The organism is Conexibacter stalactiti, assembly GCF_033542075.1.
Classification (GTDB): domain Bacteria; phylum Actinomycetota; class Thermoleophilia; order Solirubrobacterales; family Solirubrobacteraceae; genus Conexibacter; species Conexibacter stalactiti.
Genome location: NZ_JAWSTH010000010.1, coordinates 38,910 through 54,631 on the forward strand (window position 1 = coordinate 38,910; position 15,722 = coordinate 54,631).

Here is a 15,722-nt window from a genome sequence, read left to right on the forward strand (position 1 = left end):
TCAGCCCGACCGCCCACCCCGCCGCCTCCCCCGGCCGCGCGTCGGCGTCCCCATCCGGTGCGCAGCGATGGCGAAGACGGCGGCGCGCGCTTCGTGCGGTCGGCAGGTGCGAGCAACGCCGTCGACGAGCTGCTCAAGCTCGGCGAGTCGCTTCGCGAGGGTGCGCTGCGGCTCGCCCTTGCCGGTCCGCCAGCGCGAGACGGTCTGCTCGCTGGCGTCGAGCAGCTTCGCCACGTCCTGACCGCTGAGCCCGCCGCGCGCCTTCAACGCGGTAAGGCGGTCCTGGATCGAGACGGGCTGCGTCGACTCGCCGCCGCCCTCACCAACAGGGGCGGCGCCGGCCGGCTCGGGGACGCCGTCCTCGAGCACGTCGCCAAACTCGGCGTCGAGCTGTTCGCGGGCTCTGTCGGTCTGTCTCGCGGCGTTGAAGAGGTGGACGTAGGTGTCCCACGTCGTGCTCGGCGTCGTGTGGCCGAGCTGACGGGCGACGAACATCGCATCGCAGCCTTGGTAGATCAGGATGCTGGCGAAGGTATGCCGCAGCACGTGCGAGGAGACGCCGTGCAGGCAGGCGTCCGCGGTCGCTCTGCGTACGGCTTCGGAGAGGCGTCGGTAGGTCATCGACGTGCCGACGGTGCTGGTGAAGACGAGGTCGTTCGCTCTCCACCACTCCGTCGTCTCGGCGTGCTGTCTGAGGATCCGCGCCAGGCGCGGGATCATGATGACCTCGCGCGTGGAGCCCTTGCTCTTGAGCCTTCCGCGCTCGCCGTGACGGTGCATTTGATGACGGACGAGGATCTGCTCGCGCTTGAAGTCGACGTCGGCCCACACGAGCCCGAGCGCTTCGGAGACGCGCAGGCCGGTGAACATCATCGTCGCGACCGCCCCGACGTACCGCGTCGGCGTCGCCGCCAGCAGCGCTCGCATCTCGTCCTCGTCGAGAAACCGAACGCGGGACTCCCCCGGGCCAGGCCGCTCACGGTGGGTGAGCAGGTCGGCCGGGTTGCCGGGGATCAGGCGGTGACGGGCGGCGTAGACGAGCGTCCCGCGAACCGGCGTCCAGCGGCTGCGGATCGTCCACTTGGCCGCTCTTCTGCGCTGCATCGTACGATGCCACTGCACCAAGTCCTCCGCCGAGATCGACGTGATCGACCGCTCGCCATAGTCAGGCAGGAAATGCCGTCTCAGCGCCTGCACATAGACCTCAAGCGTGCGCGGCGAGAGCACGCCCGCGGCGACGAGCTGCTCGCACTCGCCGAGGTAGCGGTCAGCGACCTCCCGGACTGTCACCGCGCGCGGTGCCGGCGTCGGCGCCGCGACGGCCTCTCTGCGCCGAACCGCCGCGACGAACTCGTCCCGCCGGCGGCGCGCCTCCATGATCCCGACACGGCCGAGGTTCTCCCACTGCGCCTGCCGACCGCCCGGCGGCGTCGCTCCCGCCCAGTACTCCTCGCCTGCCCGGTAGAGGTTGCGCTCCCCTCTGACCCGGACCCGCTTGTTCGCCCGCGGCATCAGTCCGCCCGCCGCGACGGCGGCTCAGCGGCGCCTGTGAGGACCGCGCGGCCGGAGAGGATCGCCTCGTCGATCTCCTCCCGGTGGTAGAGCCGAGTGCGGCCGCCGTGTGAGGGGATCAGGCCGGCGGCGGAGAGCCGGCGGAAGGTCCCGGCCGGGATGCGCGAGTAGGCGACCGCCTCCTCAAACAGCATCCACGGCGAGGAGGCTGCCGCACTCAGCAACGGCGCGATCCGGTCATGCAGCTCGATCGCCAACAACTGCAGCGCGTCGTCATCGAGGTCCCAATCCAAAGCGCACGTCCCGGTCGAGCCCCCACGACGAACGGGAGCGTCACTCCTAGAGCCTGCTCGCGCGAAAGTTCGCCCCCTCCGCCGACGGCATTCCTCCACAGCAGGAACCTTCCCCGGCGCGGCCGACACCTCGGCCGCGCCGATCCAAACCGCCACGGTCAAGCTCTGAACCGCGCTCGATCCATCGATGCCGACCCACCGCCACCGCGGACGCCTCTCCCAGTCGCGAGCCCGCCGAACAGCGGCCGCCCGGGCTGCTCTGCGCGCTCGGCGTGATCGCGGCGGAGGTTGTCCTCGAACATCAGCATCAGCTCCGAGGCCTGCAACGCCAGCCCGTGACAGAGGCGCAACATGGTCTTGAGCGTCGGGTTGATCTCCCCGCGCTCGACCGCCCCGACATAGTTGCGATGCAACCCCGACCGATCGCCCAACTGCTCCTGCGAGATGTCCCGGCGCGCGCGGAGCTGCCGCACCGCGTTGCCGAACAGCAAGTGCTCACGCGACAGCGCGTGCGGGTTACGCTTCTTATGCATGGGAGTTACCGCTCCTGTGCCGGGCCCGGGGGTGTTCCAGCACCTGCCGGGCCGCTTTTCGTTGTGAGCTGCTGACGCTACTCAGGCAACTGCGGAAGCTCTAGACGAGTTTGCAACAACTTTGCTCCCGGGGCCCTTGCTGGCCGTTGCTGGTCATCTGGGACTCCTCATGGTTGCTATTGGTGCTTTTCGTGCCGGATCAACCATTGGTTCAACGTTCTGCCAGCCAAAGAGAAATCCGTAGTCAAATTTCTTGGTTACGTGTTCAGCATGTGGCAAACTGTCATGCAGGCGCAGCTATTCTCCCTACACAAAGGAAATATTGGCCACCAATGGCAATCAGATTGAAAGCAGACGCAGACAGCAGCAGAAGACGACGGCGGCTCAGTCAGGCAGACGTTCCTAGCCACACCCTCAACGAGGCCATCCGGGTAGCCCAAGCGCTCCGTGACGAGTATGCGTTGCAGCCTGCGTCGCCGATCCAGATTGCTCAAGCTCTCGGTATCAAGCCGACCTCGGGCGGTTTTCGCTCGATCACTGGCGCTGCCGTGGCCTACGGGCTCACGACAGGGGCCTACAACTCAGGCTCCATTGCCCTTACTGACCTCGGCGTCCGAGCAATCGCCCCTACCGAAGAAGGCGACGATCTCGCAGCCCTCCAAGAGGCATTCCTCAGACCACGCGTGCTTCGAGAATTTGTCACGAAGTATCGGGGAAACAAGTTTCCCCGCCCGGACATTGCCAACAACGTGCTCATCAGCATGGGCGTCCCACCTGAGGCCGCCTCTCGGGTGCAGGAACTGCTGAGAGCCGAGGCTCGTGAGCTGGGTTTGGTCACGGAGATCAAGGGCGATCTCTTCTTCAACTCCGAACCGGCAACGGGCGTTCACCTGAAAGCTGATTTCAACGCGCCGCCAACGGGCCGGGACGCCGAGGATGAGCTTGACGTCGATGAGCCGGAGAATTCGGACGAGGCGGTCTTTGGCGAGCCGCGGGACGGGAGAAGAAGTCCCGACTCTGGCTCAGCGCTCTCCGAGCGGCCCAACTCGATCTTCCTCGGTCACGGCAAGAACCGGAAGCCCCTTGAGCAACTCATCCGCGTGCTCGACGAGTGGGGCATTCCGCATAAGGAAGCGATCTACGAAGCCAACGCTGGTCGGCCAATCCCGCACAAGGTCGCGGAGACGATGCGCGAGTGCGGTGCCGCAGTTCTTATCTTCACCGCCGATGAGGAGTTCCGAGACGTTGACGGCAAGCCCCAATGGCGCCCCAGCGAGAACGTTATCCACGAGCTCGGTGCCGCCGGCGTCCTCTACGACAACCGCATCATCGTCTTCAAGGAAGAGGGTTTGACGTTGGCGTCCAACTTCAGCTCGATTGGATATATCTCGTTCGAGAAGGACAAGTTGGAAGCGAAAGTGTTCGACTTGCTCCGGGAACTCCGAGCGTTCGACATCATCAGCATCCGCGTAGGGGCCGCATAGCCCCATGACCGGCAACGCCTCGTGATCGTCGTGCCGGACACATGAGGGGGAAGCTGCCTGCGGCTGCGGCTACGAGCCTCGGACCGATCGCGTGGTTCGTCTTTGATCCGGCTCGCTTTGGCGCCGTAGGCGAGACCGTGCTCGTTGTGCTGGTCTTGGCTGCCGTTGCTTCAGCCGTCTACGGCTTGTGGCTTCAGCGTGCCGAGCAGACGCTCGAACTTCTGGAACGACGCCGTGCACTGCGAAGCCGCGTGGATCGCTGATGATTTGCGTTCACCAACGGGCGATCCACGAGGGCATGGCCTAGCTAAAAGCTGTCCGAGCGTGGCGTCCATCGCACTCCGTGCATCTAGTCTGTCCATGCTTTCGCGCGTCCGTCGCGATCGAGAGGCGGCGTCGCGGGTCCAGAACAGATGGAAAGCGGATGCTTGTGAGCCTTCGCGGGACGAGCCTCCGAGACGTCGGGCTGGCGACCGGAGCAGTTGGCTCGTCTTGCGCCCTAGCGGGGTCTTCGACCGGCGGGCGGACGCCCGGGAGGGTCGGTAACAGAGCCTCCCAGCAGATCGTGGAGAAAAAGGGGGTCTCTCTCCGCGCGATAGGCCTTACCGTCAGGCCCCCCGACTTGGATATGGACGGATGCTTCCCAGTAGTTAGCCGTCGAGCTGATCTTGGCGCCGGAAAGGCTCAGCCAGTCGAATGACGCGTGCTCAAACACAAGCCCTTCAAAACGGGCGTCCGCGGCCGAGTCGACCAAGGTGGATCGTCTTTCGGCGGGTGCGAATACGGCATTGTCGAACCCGGCTGACGTAAACGTCGCGTGCTCGAAGTCTGCGCTTCCTGTTATGTGCGCGTCGGTGAAGTTGGCACCGTCGCCAAAGGAACTACCGACAAATAGTGCGCCCTGACGAAACCTAGCCCTCACGGCCTCGAACGGCCCGTCGAATCGAGCATCTGAAAAATCCGCTAGATCACCGAAGGACGTGCCGCTCAAGGACGTGTTGCCGAGGAACTGGGCGTCGCGCGCGTTGATGCGCTGAAAGTGAGAATCGTCGAGGAGGGTCGCGCCGTAGAACCGCGCACCCCGGAGGTCGAGCTCGCCAGTCATGGCGACATCGACGAGCGTCAAGTCGACCAGTTCCGCGCCGCGCAGATCGAGGTTCAGCGGTTCTGACCAATGATGGTCTGTGACAGACAGGTGCTGCGCAAGCAGGCGCTGGATCGTCTGCCGTACTTCCCGATCTCGCCCACGACGAACCGGTGATGGTTGTCCACCTGCCGGGTCAACTGGCTCTGGCTCGGGCGCGATGCGGAGATAACCGCACCAAACGTCAACGATCGTCTGGCGGAGTTGCGGCTCTTGCTCGGCGAGCCGGTCGAAGCTATAGATCCCTGCGAGTCGGACCGCCGGGTTCGGTGATCCAAGCTGGGTGGCCGCTGCGGCGTACAGCTCGTTCGCTCGACGCGCTTGCTCGTTCGATTGGGTCGCTCGATGGACCCGGCTTGCATGACGCAACGAAAGCGCGCCCACGGTCGCACTGACCACGGCGATGACTCCCGCGACGACCGCGAGAATTGCCGTGCGAACGCGGCCGATGTCGGCGGCGCGGTCAACCGGATCGGTGATTCTCGGGTCTGCCCATGAAGGAGCGACGTCATGAAGCAGTACGAAGAGCCCTATGAGGGCAGCTCCAATAAGCAGCGCCGCCAGGATGATTGCGGCGATCACCTTCAGCCCGTTGCGCACACCGCTATCGAACCAGGATTCAGCCCGAAGGGAGCGGGTTGTTCGTCGCCGCCGTCGCCCCTTCGCCTCCCAACTGCTTGTCCCCTTTTTGTTCCCTCGCCCGATTTTCGGCCGTTTTTAGAATCGGACCGCCGGACGAAAACAGCGAACTAGCAGGCACTTCGTAAAGTCGGGGCGCCGGGATTCGAACCCGGGACCTCTCGCTCCCAAAGCGAGCGCGCTACCAGGCTGCGCCACGCCCCGCGACTCCGGTCGAGTATACGTCCGTTCCGGAGGGCGGCTACCGTCTCTGGACGGTATGGGCGTGACGCACATGTATGCCGCGCTGACGCGGTGGGCCGGGTCGACCGGGGTCGGGTACGACGGGTACGACCGCGCGCACGAGGCGATCGCGCTGGCTACGGCGGCGACCCCGACCGCGGAGGACAAGCCACCAGTCGGCCCGGCAGAGCTGTCCCTCACCGCCGACCCCGCGTTCAACGGCGACCCGGCCCTCCTCAACCCGGAGCAGCTGCTGCTGCTCGCGGCCAGCTCCTGTCAGCTGCTCAGCTTTCTCGCGGTCGCGGCGCGGGCGCGGATCGACGTGGTCGGCTACGAGGACAGCGCCGTCGCCGAGATGCCGGAGGAGCCGCGGCCGGCGCGGGTGACGCGGATCGTGCTGCGGCCCCGCATCACGATCCGGGGCACGCTGCCGCAGGGCACCCGGCTGCTGCATCTCGTCGAGGTCGCGCACAGAGAGTGCTTCATCGCGAACTCGCTCACGAGCGAGATCGAGATCCAGCCGAGCTTCGCGCGGGCGCAGTAGCGCCCGGCCCGGCCCAGCCCGGCCCGCCCCGCTCAGCACGCAGCCCGCCCCGCTCAGCACGCAGCCCGCCCCATTCAACACGCAGCCCGTGCCGTCGGCGAGCCCGGCCAACCCGCCGCGGCCGCCGCGCACGGCCCCGGCCGCAGCGGCACGACGCGCACAACAACCCGCGCCGTCGCAACCCGCCCGCCAGCGACATTCGCCCCCACCGCACGCGCCACGTTCGCCACGCTCACCAGTCGCCCGCCCGCCAGCTCCGCCGCAACGCCCGCCCCGCCACGCTCCCCACCAACCCGCGCATCCACGCCGAACCGCAGCGCCCGCCCCGGTGCCAGCGCCCGCGCCGCCTTCCAGCAGACCCGCGTCGACGAGCGCGAGACCGTCCCGACCGATCCGACGATGCTCAGCAGCTCCACGCCCGGCCCCGCGACGTCGCAGACCCGCACGCCGCGCGCCGCAACGCCGCCGACCGATCGGACGACGATCGCGTACGAGACGACCTCGCCGGGACGTGCGCGGCGCACGGAAGCCCGCTTCGTCACCCGCAGCGCCGCCGGCCGGGCGACCCGGCCCGCCCCTCTCACGACGATCCGGCGCGTCGCGATCCCGTCGCCGCGCACCGTCACCACCGGCCGCAGCAGCGCGCCCGCGCGCCGCGGGACCGCCCGCACGCGCAGCACCACGCGCTCGCCCGGGTCGAGCGTCCCGACCGCGCATCTGGCGATCGCGCCCTCGATCACGCATCTGCCCTCTTCCACCGACGCCGACAGCAGCCGTGCGCCCGGCACCGCGACCGTCACCACGACGTCCGCGATCGGCGCGCTCGTCTCGTTCGCGAGCACCGACCGCACAAGCACCGGCTCGCCGACGACCGGCGGCGACGGCGTCACCTCCGTCACGACTGAGATCGGCGGCGCACCCGCATCATCCGGCACCACCGGGGCCACGGGCGCAACCGGCACCGGCACCACCGGTACCTGTACGACCGTCCGCACTTCCCCGCTCGCCCCGCTCACCGGCTGCCCCGCCGTCACGCCCCGCCCCGCGGCCGAGGCCACGTTCACGATCTGGTCTCCGTCACGCACGCCAGCCCCGACGACGACCTCGAAGACCGCGCTCGCCGACCCACCCGGCGCGATCGTGCCGAGCGAGACCGCGCTCGGCGAGGACGCCGCCGTCCCACCCGGCGCCGGATCGCTCACGACCACATCGGCCGCCGCGTCGTCGCCCGTGTTGGAGACCGTCACCGTGTACCGCAGCAGGTCGCCTGGCGACGCCGCCGCGCCCGAGGCGCCGCCACCGCCCCGCGTCACGTTCACCACGCTCTTCGTGACCGACAGCAGCGGCGCCGACAGCTCAGTCGTCAGCGACACCATCGGCGTCAGATACTGGTCGAGCGTCGTCGACAGCTCCAGCGTCGCGCTCGTCGCGCCGTTGGCGATCAGGCCGTTGGTGACGATCCGGTCGGCGTCGAAGCCGAGCTGGTTGACGTAGCCGGGCGCACGCGCCGCGCCGGTGTCGACGCCCTCGGCCGAGATCGAGCTGTTGAAGAGGTTGCTGGCCGGGTTGGCGGCATCGGTGAGCGGCTGCCCGCCGAGCAGCGCTCTGTCGCCGGCGCTGCCGCGGTCGCCCTCGTAGGCGATCAGCCCGACCGCGGTGCGGACCGCCCCAGCCTGCGGCGTGACGAAGCCGCTCACCGTCAGCGACAGCGGCGGGTCACCCTGCTGGATCGCCGCGAGCCCGTCGAAGACGGTCAGGTTGCGCAGCGGCTGGCTCGCCGATCTGAAGACGACGACGAGCCCCCACCCCGCATAGCGGTCGAGCCCGGTGCCCGCCTGCACGTTGGCGACCGACCACTGCCCCACCCCGCCCGCCTGCACCAGCGCGGTCACGTCGGCGAAGCCGCTGTACGCGCCCGGCACCGCGCTGCTGTCGGCGACCGCGCCATTCACTGCCGTCCAGGCAGACAAGCCCGGCCCGCGCAGCAGCACCGAGCCGCGCGCGCCCGGCGTCGCCGCCGGCAGCCCGCCGCTGCCGGCCGACACCCGCCCGCCCCAATAGAGCCCGGCGAACAACACGCTCGATCCCACCGGCGGCGCGTACGTGGAGGTCGAGGAGTTGAACGTCGCGGGGTCGCCGTCGACGTCGACGAAGCCCATCGCGTAGCCGTTGTTGTTGAGCGCGGCGCCGCTCGCTGTCCCCGCCTGCGCGGCGGCGCAGCCCGCCACCGCGGCCGGGCAGGTCATCAGCGTGTCGCCGGTCACCCAGATGCCGCCGTTGTCGTTGGCCGAGTAGCGCACGACGAACGGCTGCTCGACGACCGCGCGGGCGCTCTCGCTCATGAGAAGCACGGCCAGCAACAGCACGCAGAGGCCCGACACCAGGCGAGACACACCGCGTCCCTACCCACCTGAACAACTGGTTGAACCCCGGGCGGACGCCGCACCAACTAGCCTGCGCCCATGGCCGAGATCCTGCCGTTGACCGCGCTCCACTACGACCTGGCGACGGCCGGGCCGCTCCAGGCGCTCGCCGCGCCGCCCTACGACGTGATCGACGAGGAGCAGCGTGCCGAGCTGGCGGCGCAGTCGCCCTACAACGTCGTCCACCTCGACCTCCCCGCGCCCCCGCCCGCCGGCGACGGCACCGGCGACCAGTACGACCACGCCGCGCAGCTGCTGGAGAGCTGGCGCGCCGAGAAGGCCCTCGTGCGCGACCCCGTCCCCGCGATCTGGCCGCTGCAGCAGGAGTACGTCGGCCCCGACGGCCGCAGACGGATCCGCAACGGCTTCCTCTGCAGAGTCCGCGTCGAGCCCTACGGCGCCGGCCGCATCCGCCCGCACGAGCGCACCCATCCCGGTCCCAAGGAGGACCGGCTGCGCCTGACGCGCGCCACGCGCGCCAACCTCAGCCCCATCTTCAGCCTCTACTCCGACCCGGGCAGCACCGCCTGGAGCGCGCTCACGCCGCACGTGCGCACCACCGCCCCGTTCGCGGAAACCCAAGACGCCGACGGCACCGTCAACCGCCTCTGGCGAGTGACCGAGCCAAACGCGCTGGAGACCGTCGTCGAGGCGGTCGCCGAGGCCGAGCTGCTGATCGCCGACGGTCACCATCGCTACGAGACCGCGCGCGTCTACGCCGAGGAGATCGGCGGCGAGGGACCGCATCGCTGGGTGCTGATGTGCCTCGTCGCGCTCGAGGATCCCGGCCTGACCGTCTTCCCCACCCACCGCCTCGTCAGCGGGATCGAGAGCGACCCCGACCGCCAGGACGCGCTCGACCGCGTGATCCGCGAGCAGTTCGACGTCAGCGAGCTGCCCGATCGCGGCTCGCTCGTGCCCGACCCGCGCGGCGGCGACGAACGGGTCCAGTTCGGCTACATGGACGCGCGCGGTCAGGTCCCCTACCTGCTCGCGCTGAAGGAGGAGTCGATCGCCGAGGATCTGCTCGGCGGGCGCAGCGAGGCCTACCAGCGGCTCGACACGGCGGTGCTGGAGGCGGTGATCCTCAAGCACGCGCTCGGCATGAGCGACGAGCAGATCGACCACAGAGACGGGCTCGACTACGCGCGCGACTTCGAAGAGGCGCTCGACCTGCTGGACAGCGAGGAGGTCGACGCCGGCTTCTTCATGGCTCCGACCCCGATCGAGCAGGTCCAGGAGGTCGCCGAGGCGGGCGAGAGCATGCCGCCGAAGTCGACCTACTTCTTCCCGAAGGTCCCGACCGGATTGCTCTTCAACCCGCTGTTCGATTAGGGCCGAACGTCTCGCTACGATGGGCGCCGCTCTCAACGACTCCGACCAGTGAAGGACGATGCATGAAGGCGATCGCGCGACGAACCGGGACCTTCACGCACGAGATCGACGTGCGGGGCCACCAACTGATCGCGGACGAGCCTCCGGAGCACGGCGGAGAGGACGACGGCCCCAGCGCGCAGGAGCTGCTCGCGGCGAGCCTCGCCGTGTGCACGGCGACGACGATCGAGATGTACGCGCGGCGCAAGAACTGGGACATCGGCAGGATCGCCGTCGAGACCGAGTACTCGCCGGCCGAGCGTGGTGCGCCGACCCGCTTCAGACTGACGCTGCGGCTGCCGGCGAACCTGACCGAGGAGCAGCTGGAGCGGCTGTCGGTGATCGCGGCGAAGTGCCCCGTGCACCGCACGCTCGACGGCGAAGTGATGTTCGACGAGCGGATCGAGCTCGTCTCCTGATCGCCCGGCCCGCCCGTCCCGGCCGCCCCGCCCGCCGCCCGCTCCCCTCTATCCTCAGACGAGGATGACGACGGCGATCGGAGACGAGCTGCGACGGCGCCTCGGCGACCCCGGTGCGGTCGCCGACGTCGACCTCGCGCACGAGACGGAGGCGGCCGTCCTCGTCCCGCTGTTCCTCGCCGGCGATGAGCTGCACGCCGTCTTCACGAAGCGGCGCGAGGACATGAGACGTCATCCGGGCGAGATCTCGTTCCCCGGCGGCCGGCGCGACCATCAGCACGAGCCGCTGCACGAGACCGCCCTGCGCGAGGCCGAGGAAGAGGTCGGCCTGACGCCCGCGACCGTCGACCTCGTCGGCACGCTCACGCCGGTCCGCACGTTCGTGACCGGCTACGTGATCTACCCGCACGTCGGGCTGATCCCGCGGCCGGACACCGACTGGGTCGTCAGCGAGAACGAGGTCGCGCAGGTGATGGAGCTGCCGCTGCGCGCCCTCGTCGAGGGCTTCGACCAGCGGCCGGTGACGCGCCGCGGCTTCACCTTCGAGACGGACTCCTACGTCGTCGGCGACCACTTCATCTGGGGCGCCACCGCGCGCATCCTCGGCGACCTCCTGCAGCGGATCGGCCCGCTCGCGGGCGCCGGCGCTCACGACTGACGTTCGGCGACCAGCAGCCCGTCGATCGCGGCCAGCGCGGCGGCCAGCCAGCCGGCCCGCTCTCGCGGATCCGCCTCCAGCAGCGCGTGCGGGATCTCCGAGCGGGCGCAGGCGCTCCGCACCGACCGCGCGCCGTCGGCCAGCAGCGCGGCCGGCACGCTCCCGGCCGCCTCGTAGACGACCCCGCGCACGGTCGTGTCGATCGTGCGCTCCAGCAGCATCCGCAGCCGCGGTCCCTGCAGCGCCGCCAGCTGCTCCGCGGAGCCGCTCGCCGAGCCGAGCAGCCAGCAGAGGACCGTGACGCCGTCGAGCGCGCCGGTCAGCGTCGCGATGCGGTCGGGGTCGCCGCTCCACGGCTCCGCGCCGGCCGCCTCGATCGCGGCCGCGCGCGCACCGCCCAGCGGCGTGCGCGTGGTCCCGCGAACGGCATGTCCCTGCTGGCGCAGCGCCCGCGCAAGCGTCTGACCGCGGCCGCCGCAGCCGACGATCAGCACGCGCGCCATCAGCCGGCGGCGTCGTCGGAGGCGCCGCGCTCCCGCGCGGTCTCGCCCGCGCCGCGCTCCCGCGCCCGCGCCGTCTCGCCTGCCTGCGCCTCGCGCTCGCGCGCCTTCGCCGCCCGGCGCGCGTCGATCGCCGCCAGCGCCGCGTCGCGCTGCTCGGCCACGAGGCCGTCGACGGTCAGCTCGCGCTCTCCACGTGCCCGCCGCCGCTCGTTGGCCGCCTCCAGCAGCTGTTCGAGGTCCTCCTCGTCGAGCGCCGCCTCACGCTCGGCGTGCTCCTTCGGCGTTCTCCAGCCGACCTGCGCCGCACCTGAGCCGGGATACCAGAGCCCCAGCGCGATCAGCGCCACGGAGACGAACACGACGATGCCCAACATGATCGCGGCGAACGGGTCCATCAACGCGCGAGTCTATCGCCGTCGCCGACCATCGACCGCGTTCCGGTGCGGCGCAACTTCCACGCCGCGCGCGGGTTCCAGCAGGTGTCCGTGACGCCGCGGCGATTCCACCCGAAGGCGGGCGCGTCCTCCCCGGCGTGTCCGCGCCCGCGGACCGACGTCACGGTGCCTGATGGCCCACTGGCTTCCGGCCACAACCGCCCCCCGTGGCCGGAAGCCGTGCGGCTGACGCCGCATTGCGAGTTCCACGGCGGCGCGTGAAAGGACCGCCGACGGCGGGAACTCGCGGGCCTTTGCTTGGCCCCGCATCCGTATTGCAAGCGGTCCGCTGTACCCTCTCGCCCCGATGATCGACCTGACCTGCGTCGTGCATGTGCACTCGCGGCATTCCGACGGGACCGGCACGGTCCCCGAGATCGCTGCCGCTGCCGCGGCCGCCGGCGCCGACGTCGTGCTGCTGACCGACCACGACACGCTCGCCGCCCGCTACCACGGTCACGAGCGCTGGCACGGCTCGGTGCTCGTCTGCGTCGGCGAGGAGGTCACCAAGCGCCCCGGCCACCACTACCTCGCGTTCGGGATCGACGCCCCGGTCGACCACCGCGGGCGCACGCCGGAGCAGGTCGCCGAAGCGGTCTCCGAGGCCGGCGGGATCGGTTTCACCGCCCACCCCTTCTCGACCGGCGTCAGACCGTTCCCGTTCATCCCCGCGACCGGCTGGGACGATCCCTTCCCGCCGGCCGCGACCGGCGTCGAGCTGTGGTCGGTGGTGACCGACACGATCGAGCGCTTCGAGCACCGCCGCGACGCGCTGCGCTTCCTGCTCGGCCCGCGCGCCGCGCGCCAGCTCGACCACCCCCGCCCCGAGGCGCTCGCCGCCTGGGACCGCGCCGGCGCGCAGCGCCGCGTCGTCGCGATCGGCGGCCTCGACGCCCACCAGTTCGGGCTGCGGGTCGGCGGCCGCGTGCCCCTGCGGCTGATGAGCTACCGCCACGCCTTCGAGCTGCTGCGCACGCACGTGCTGCTGGAGCGGCCGCCGAGCGGCGACGCCGCGGCCGACCGTGACGCCGTCTACGCCGCCCTGCGCGAAGGCCGCTGCTACCTCGCCCGCGACGCGATCGCGCCGGCCGGCGGCTTCCGCTTCTGGGCCGACGGCCCCGAGCACGTCGAGATCGGCAGCGAGGCGACCGCCGGCGGCTTCACGCTGCACGTGCGGCTGCCGCGCAGAGCGGACGTGCGGATCCTGCGTGACGGCGTCGAGTTCGCTCGCGCGCACAGCGGCACGAGCCTCGACGCGACGGCCGGCGAGGCCGGCGTCTACCGCGTCGAGGCGACGCTGCTGGACGCCGGCCGGCCCCGCACCTGGATCGTCTCCAACCCGATCTATCTCCGCTAGGCCTCGACGACCGTCGGGTCGACCTCGCGCGCGGCCACTTCGGGCGGCGTGTCGCGCAGGTACCACTCGGCGTCGAGCGCGGCCTTGCAGCCTGAGCCGGCGGCCGTGATCGCCTGACGGTACGTGTGGTCGACGAGGTCGCCGGCGGCGAAGACGCCCGCCAGGTTCGTGCGCGTCGAGAGGCCCGTCGTCTTGACGTAGCCGTTCTCGTCGAGGTCGACCTGGCCGTCGACGAGCTCCGACTGCGGCTCGTGGCCGATCGCGATGAAGGCGCCGGTCGCGCTGTGCTCCAGCGTCTCGCCCGTATCGGTGTGCTTGAGGCGGATCTTCGCCATCGCGCCTCTCTCACCGGCGAGGAACTCGTCGACGACGTACGGCGTCAGCCACTCGATGTTGTGCGCCTCTCTGGCGCGGTCGAGCATGATCGCCGAGGCGCGGAACTCATCGCGGCGGTTGACGACGACCACTCTGCCGGCGAACTTGGCGAGGAAGATCGCCTCCTCCATCGCGGAGTCGCCGCCGCCGACGATGACGGTCTCGTGCTCCTTGAAGAAGGCCGCGTCGCAGGTCGCGCAGTAGCTGACGCCACGGCCGCTGAGCTCTTCCTCGCCGGCGACGCCGAGCTTCTTGTGCTGGGCGCCCATCGCGAGCACGACCGCCTTCGTGCGGAAGGCGTCGTCGCCGACCCAGACGGTGTGGATGCCGCCGTCGGAGAGCTCGACTCTGGTCGCGTCGTCGGTGATGAAGCGCGTCCCGAAGCGCTCGGCCTGGTCGCGGAACTCCTGCATCATGACCGGGCCCATGACGCCTTCTCTGTAGCCCGGGTAGTTCTCGACCTCGGTCGTCTGCTGGAGCAGGCCGCCCCAGGCGAAGCCCTCGATCACGAGCGGTCTCAGGTCAGCCCGTGCGGTGTACAGCGCCGCCGTGTAGCCGGCCGGACCGCTGCCGACGATGATCACGTTCTCGACGTCTGACATGGGTGACTCGGTTCTCCGATCGCGGTTCAATACTTCAGTAAGGATAGCGTGCCTCTGCGAGGCCCGGGACTAGACCGCCGCAGGTTCTCGCCGCCACGTCTCGACCCTCTTGCGGAGGCCGAGGTAGGCGATGATCCCGGGGATCGTCGGCAGCCAGAACGCGAGCAGCCGATAGGCGAGCACCGCCAGCACGGCCAGCGAACCGCCGACGCCGAAGGCGACGAAGGCGCCGATCATGCCGCCATCGACGCCGCCGATCCCGCCCGGCAGCGGCAGCAGGTTGCCGAGCATGCCGACGAAGTAGCCCTGAACGATCACGGCCAGCGGCGGCGCCTCGCCGAAGGCGTGGAACGACGCCCACAGGATCGCGACGTTGAAGATCCACCAGGTCGCGACGCCGAACATCGCGCGGTCGGGGTGCGTCACCTTGTAGAAGGCGAAGCGGATGCCGCCGCGCATCGAGGCCGGTCCGAGCGCGAACCGCCGCAGCCACTTCGCCGCGCGCGGCCGCCGCGGCGCCATCCGCTCGATCCGCTCCGGGAAGTCCTCGGGCACGAACGCCAGCGGCACGAACAGGCAGACCGCGACGACTCCGACGATCGCCGGCAGCACCGTCAGCCCGAACGGCGCCGGGCCGTTGAAGATCCCGGTCCGCAGGCCGATCCCGCAGACGATCATCGCGATCACGTAGACGCCGTACAGCAGCACGAGGAAGGCGATCATCCGCTCGGCGACCTCGCGCCGCGGCAGCCCCGCGCGCCGCAGCGCCCACGCCGTCAGCGCGACGCCGCCGGCGCCGCCGGCCGCGAACAGGCGCGTCGCGGCGAGGCTGGCCATCGTCATCAGGTAGCTGTCGCGCAGCGAGATGCGCGAGCCGGGCGGGATGTGGATGCCGTGGAAGAGCGCGACGTAGCTGGCCATCGAGAGGATCTCGAAGGCGAGCGCGGCCGCCAGCCACGCGTGGTCGCCGTCGGCGACGCGGTCCCACGTCTCCTTCATGCCGCTGATCTCGGGCAGCACGAAGTACAGGAAGGCGAGCACGGCGGCGACGAAGACGACCGACGCGATCAGCCGCCGCCGCGTTATGACGACGCGCGGCATCTCCTCGTCGTGGTGGTCCTCCTCGACGAAGGTCTCCTCGATCTCCTCGACCGGCGAAGGGGCGTGCGTGTCGGACGACCGGCGGATGCCGTCCTCGCCCATCAG

The 15,722-nt window shown here is 70.1% G+C and carries 15 protein-coding genes and 1 tRNA gene; 6 read left to right on the top strand and 10 right to left on the bottom strand.

What is annotated here, in order from left to right; translation table 11 throughout:
* The 3 genes from R7226_RS06190 to R7226_RS06200 form a co-directional block, all read right to left on the bottom strand.
* Complete coding sequence (locus tag R7226_RS06190) at nt 1–1,512, bottom strand: tyrosine-type recombinase/integrase (protein WP_318596172.1); 1,512 nt, start codon at nt 1,510–1,512, stop codon at nt 1–3.
* On the bottom strand, nt 1,512–1,805 hold the full coding sequence (locus R7226_RS06195) for a hypothetical protein (RefSeq protein WP_318596173.1): 294 nt from the start codon (nt 1,803–1,805) through the stop codon (nt 1,512–1,514). Before R7226_RS06195 ends, R7226_RS06190 begins: the two co-directional genes overlap by 1 nt.
* Nucleotides 1,806–1,963: 158 nt before the next feature.
* The gene (locus R7226_RS06200) at nt 1,964–2,338 is read right to left on the bottom strand and encodes a helix-turn-helix transcriptional regulator (protein WP_318596174.1); all 375 of its coding nucleotides are present in this window, start codon (nt 2,336–2,338) and stop codon (nt 1,964–1,966) included.
* Nucleotides 2,339–2,670: 332 nt separating this feature from the next.
* Here R7226_RS06200 and R7226_RS06205 point away from each other — a divergent pair, with 332 nt between their 5' ends.
* A complete protein-coding gene (locus R7226_RS06205) occupies nt 2,671–3,822 on the top strand; it encodes a TIR domain-containing protein (protein WP_318596175.1) in 1,152 nt (383 codons plus the stop codon).
* A gap of 499 nt (nt 3,823–4,321) precedes the next feature.
* Here the strand turns inward: R7226_RS06205 and R7226_RS06210 are convergent, their stop codons facing one another.
* Together R7226_RS06210 and R7226_RS06215 are read right to left on the bottom strand one after the other, a co-directional pair.
* A complete protein-coding gene (locus R7226_RS06210) occupies nt 4,322–5,566 on the bottom strand; it encodes a pentapeptide repeat-containing protein (protein ID WP_318596176.1) in 1,245 nt (414 codons plus the stop codon).
* A 169-nt stretch (nt 5,567–5,735) separates the two neighbouring features.
* Nucleotides 5,736–5,809, bottom strand: a tRNA-Pro gene (locus R7226_RS06215).
* 55 nt (nt 5,810–5,864) lie between these two features.
* Here R7226_RS06215 and R7226_RS06220 point away from each other — a divergent pair.
* Complete coding sequence (locus R7226_RS06220; RefSeq protein WP_318596177.1) at nt 5,865–6,371, top strand: OsmC family protein; 507 nt, start codon at nt 5,865–5,867, stop codon at nt 6,369–6,371.
* A 74-nt stretch (nt 6,372–6,445) separates the two neighbouring features.
* On the opposite strand, the gene R7226_RS06225 is transcribed toward R7226_RS06220, so the two are convergent.
* The gene (locus R7226_RS06225; protein ID WP_318596178.1) at nt 6,446–8,713 is read right to left on the bottom strand and encodes a DUF7507 domain-containing protein; all 2,268 of its coding nucleotides are present in this window, start codon (nt 8,711–8,713) and stop codon (nt 6,446–6,448) included.
* A 120-nt stretch (nt 8,714–8,833) separates the two neighbouring features.
* Between R7226_RS06225 and R7226_RS06230 the strand changes: the two genes are divergently transcribed.
* The 3 genes from R7226_RS06230 to R7226_RS06240 all read left to right on the top strand — a co-directional run bounded on the left by R7226_RS06230 (nt 8,834) and on the right by R7226_RS06240 (nt 11,245).
* Nucleotides 8,834–10,129: a DUF1015 domain-containing protein gene (locus R7226_RS06230; RefSeq protein WP_318596179.1), complete on the top strand. Its 1,296-nt coding sequence runs from the start codon at nt 8,834–8,836 to the stop codon at nt 10,127–10,129.
* Between the two features lie 62 nt (nt 10,130–10,191).
* Nucleotides 10,192–10,587: an OsmC family protein gene (locus R7226_RS06235; protein ID WP_318596180.1), complete on the top strand. Its 396-nt coding sequence runs from the start codon at nt 10,192–10,194 to the stop codon at nt 10,585–10,587.
* Between the two features lie 64 nt (nt 10,588–10,651).
* Nucleotides 10,652–11,245 (top strand): NUDIX hydrolase, encoded by a 594-nt coding sequence (locus R7226_RS06240; RefSeq protein ID WP_318596181.1) that lies wholly within the window; start codon nt 10,652–10,654, stop codon nt 11,243–11,245.
* Here R7226_RS06240 and R7226_RS06245 read toward each other — a convergent pair.
* On the bottom strand, nt 11,236–11,748 hold the full coding sequence (locus R7226_RS06245; protein ID WP_318596182.1) for a Rossmann-fold NAD(P)-binding domain-containing protein: 513 nt from the start codon (nt 11,746–11,748) through the stop codon (nt 11,236–11,238). The genes R7226_RS06240 and R7226_RS06245 overlap by 10 nt on opposite strands.
* Nucleotides 11,748–12,143, bottom strand: coding sequence for a hypothetical protein (locus R7226_RS06250; RefSeq protein WP_318596183.1), 396 nt, complete (start codon nt 12,141–12,143; stop codon nt 11,748–11,750). The genes R7226_RS06245 and R7226_RS06250 overlap by 1 nt, the downstream gene beginning before the upstream one ends.
* A gap of 346 nt (nt 12,144–12,489) precedes the next feature.
* Here R7226_RS06250 and R7226_RS06255 point away from each other — a divergent pair, with 346 nt between their 5' ends.
* Nucleotides 12,490–13,539: a CehA/McbA family metallohydrolase gene (locus R7226_RS06255; RefSeq protein ID WP_318596184.1), complete on the top strand. Its 1,050-nt coding sequence runs from the start codon at nt 12,490–12,492 to the stop codon at nt 13,537–13,539.
* Here the strand turns inward: R7226_RS06255 and trxB are convergent.
* Both trxB and R7226_RS06265 read right to left on the bottom strand, forming a co-directional pair.
* The gene (gene trxB / locus R7226_RS06260) at nt 13,536–14,516 is read right to left on the bottom strand and encodes a thioredoxin-disulfide reductase (RefSeq protein ID WP_318596185.1); all 981 of its coding nucleotides are present in this window, start codon (nt 14,514–14,516) and stop codon (nt 13,536–13,538) included. The two genes, R7226_RS06255 and trxB, sit on opposite strands and share 4 nt — an antisense overlap.
* Before the next feature lie 69 nt (nt 14,517–14,585).
* Entirely contained in the window at nt 14,586–15,719 is a 1,134-nt protein-coding gene (locus tag R7226_RS06265) for a lysylphosphatidylglycerol synthase transmembrane domain-containing protein (protein WP_318596186.1), read from the bottom strand.
* Nucleotides 15,720–15,722: the final 3 nt, after the last annotated feature.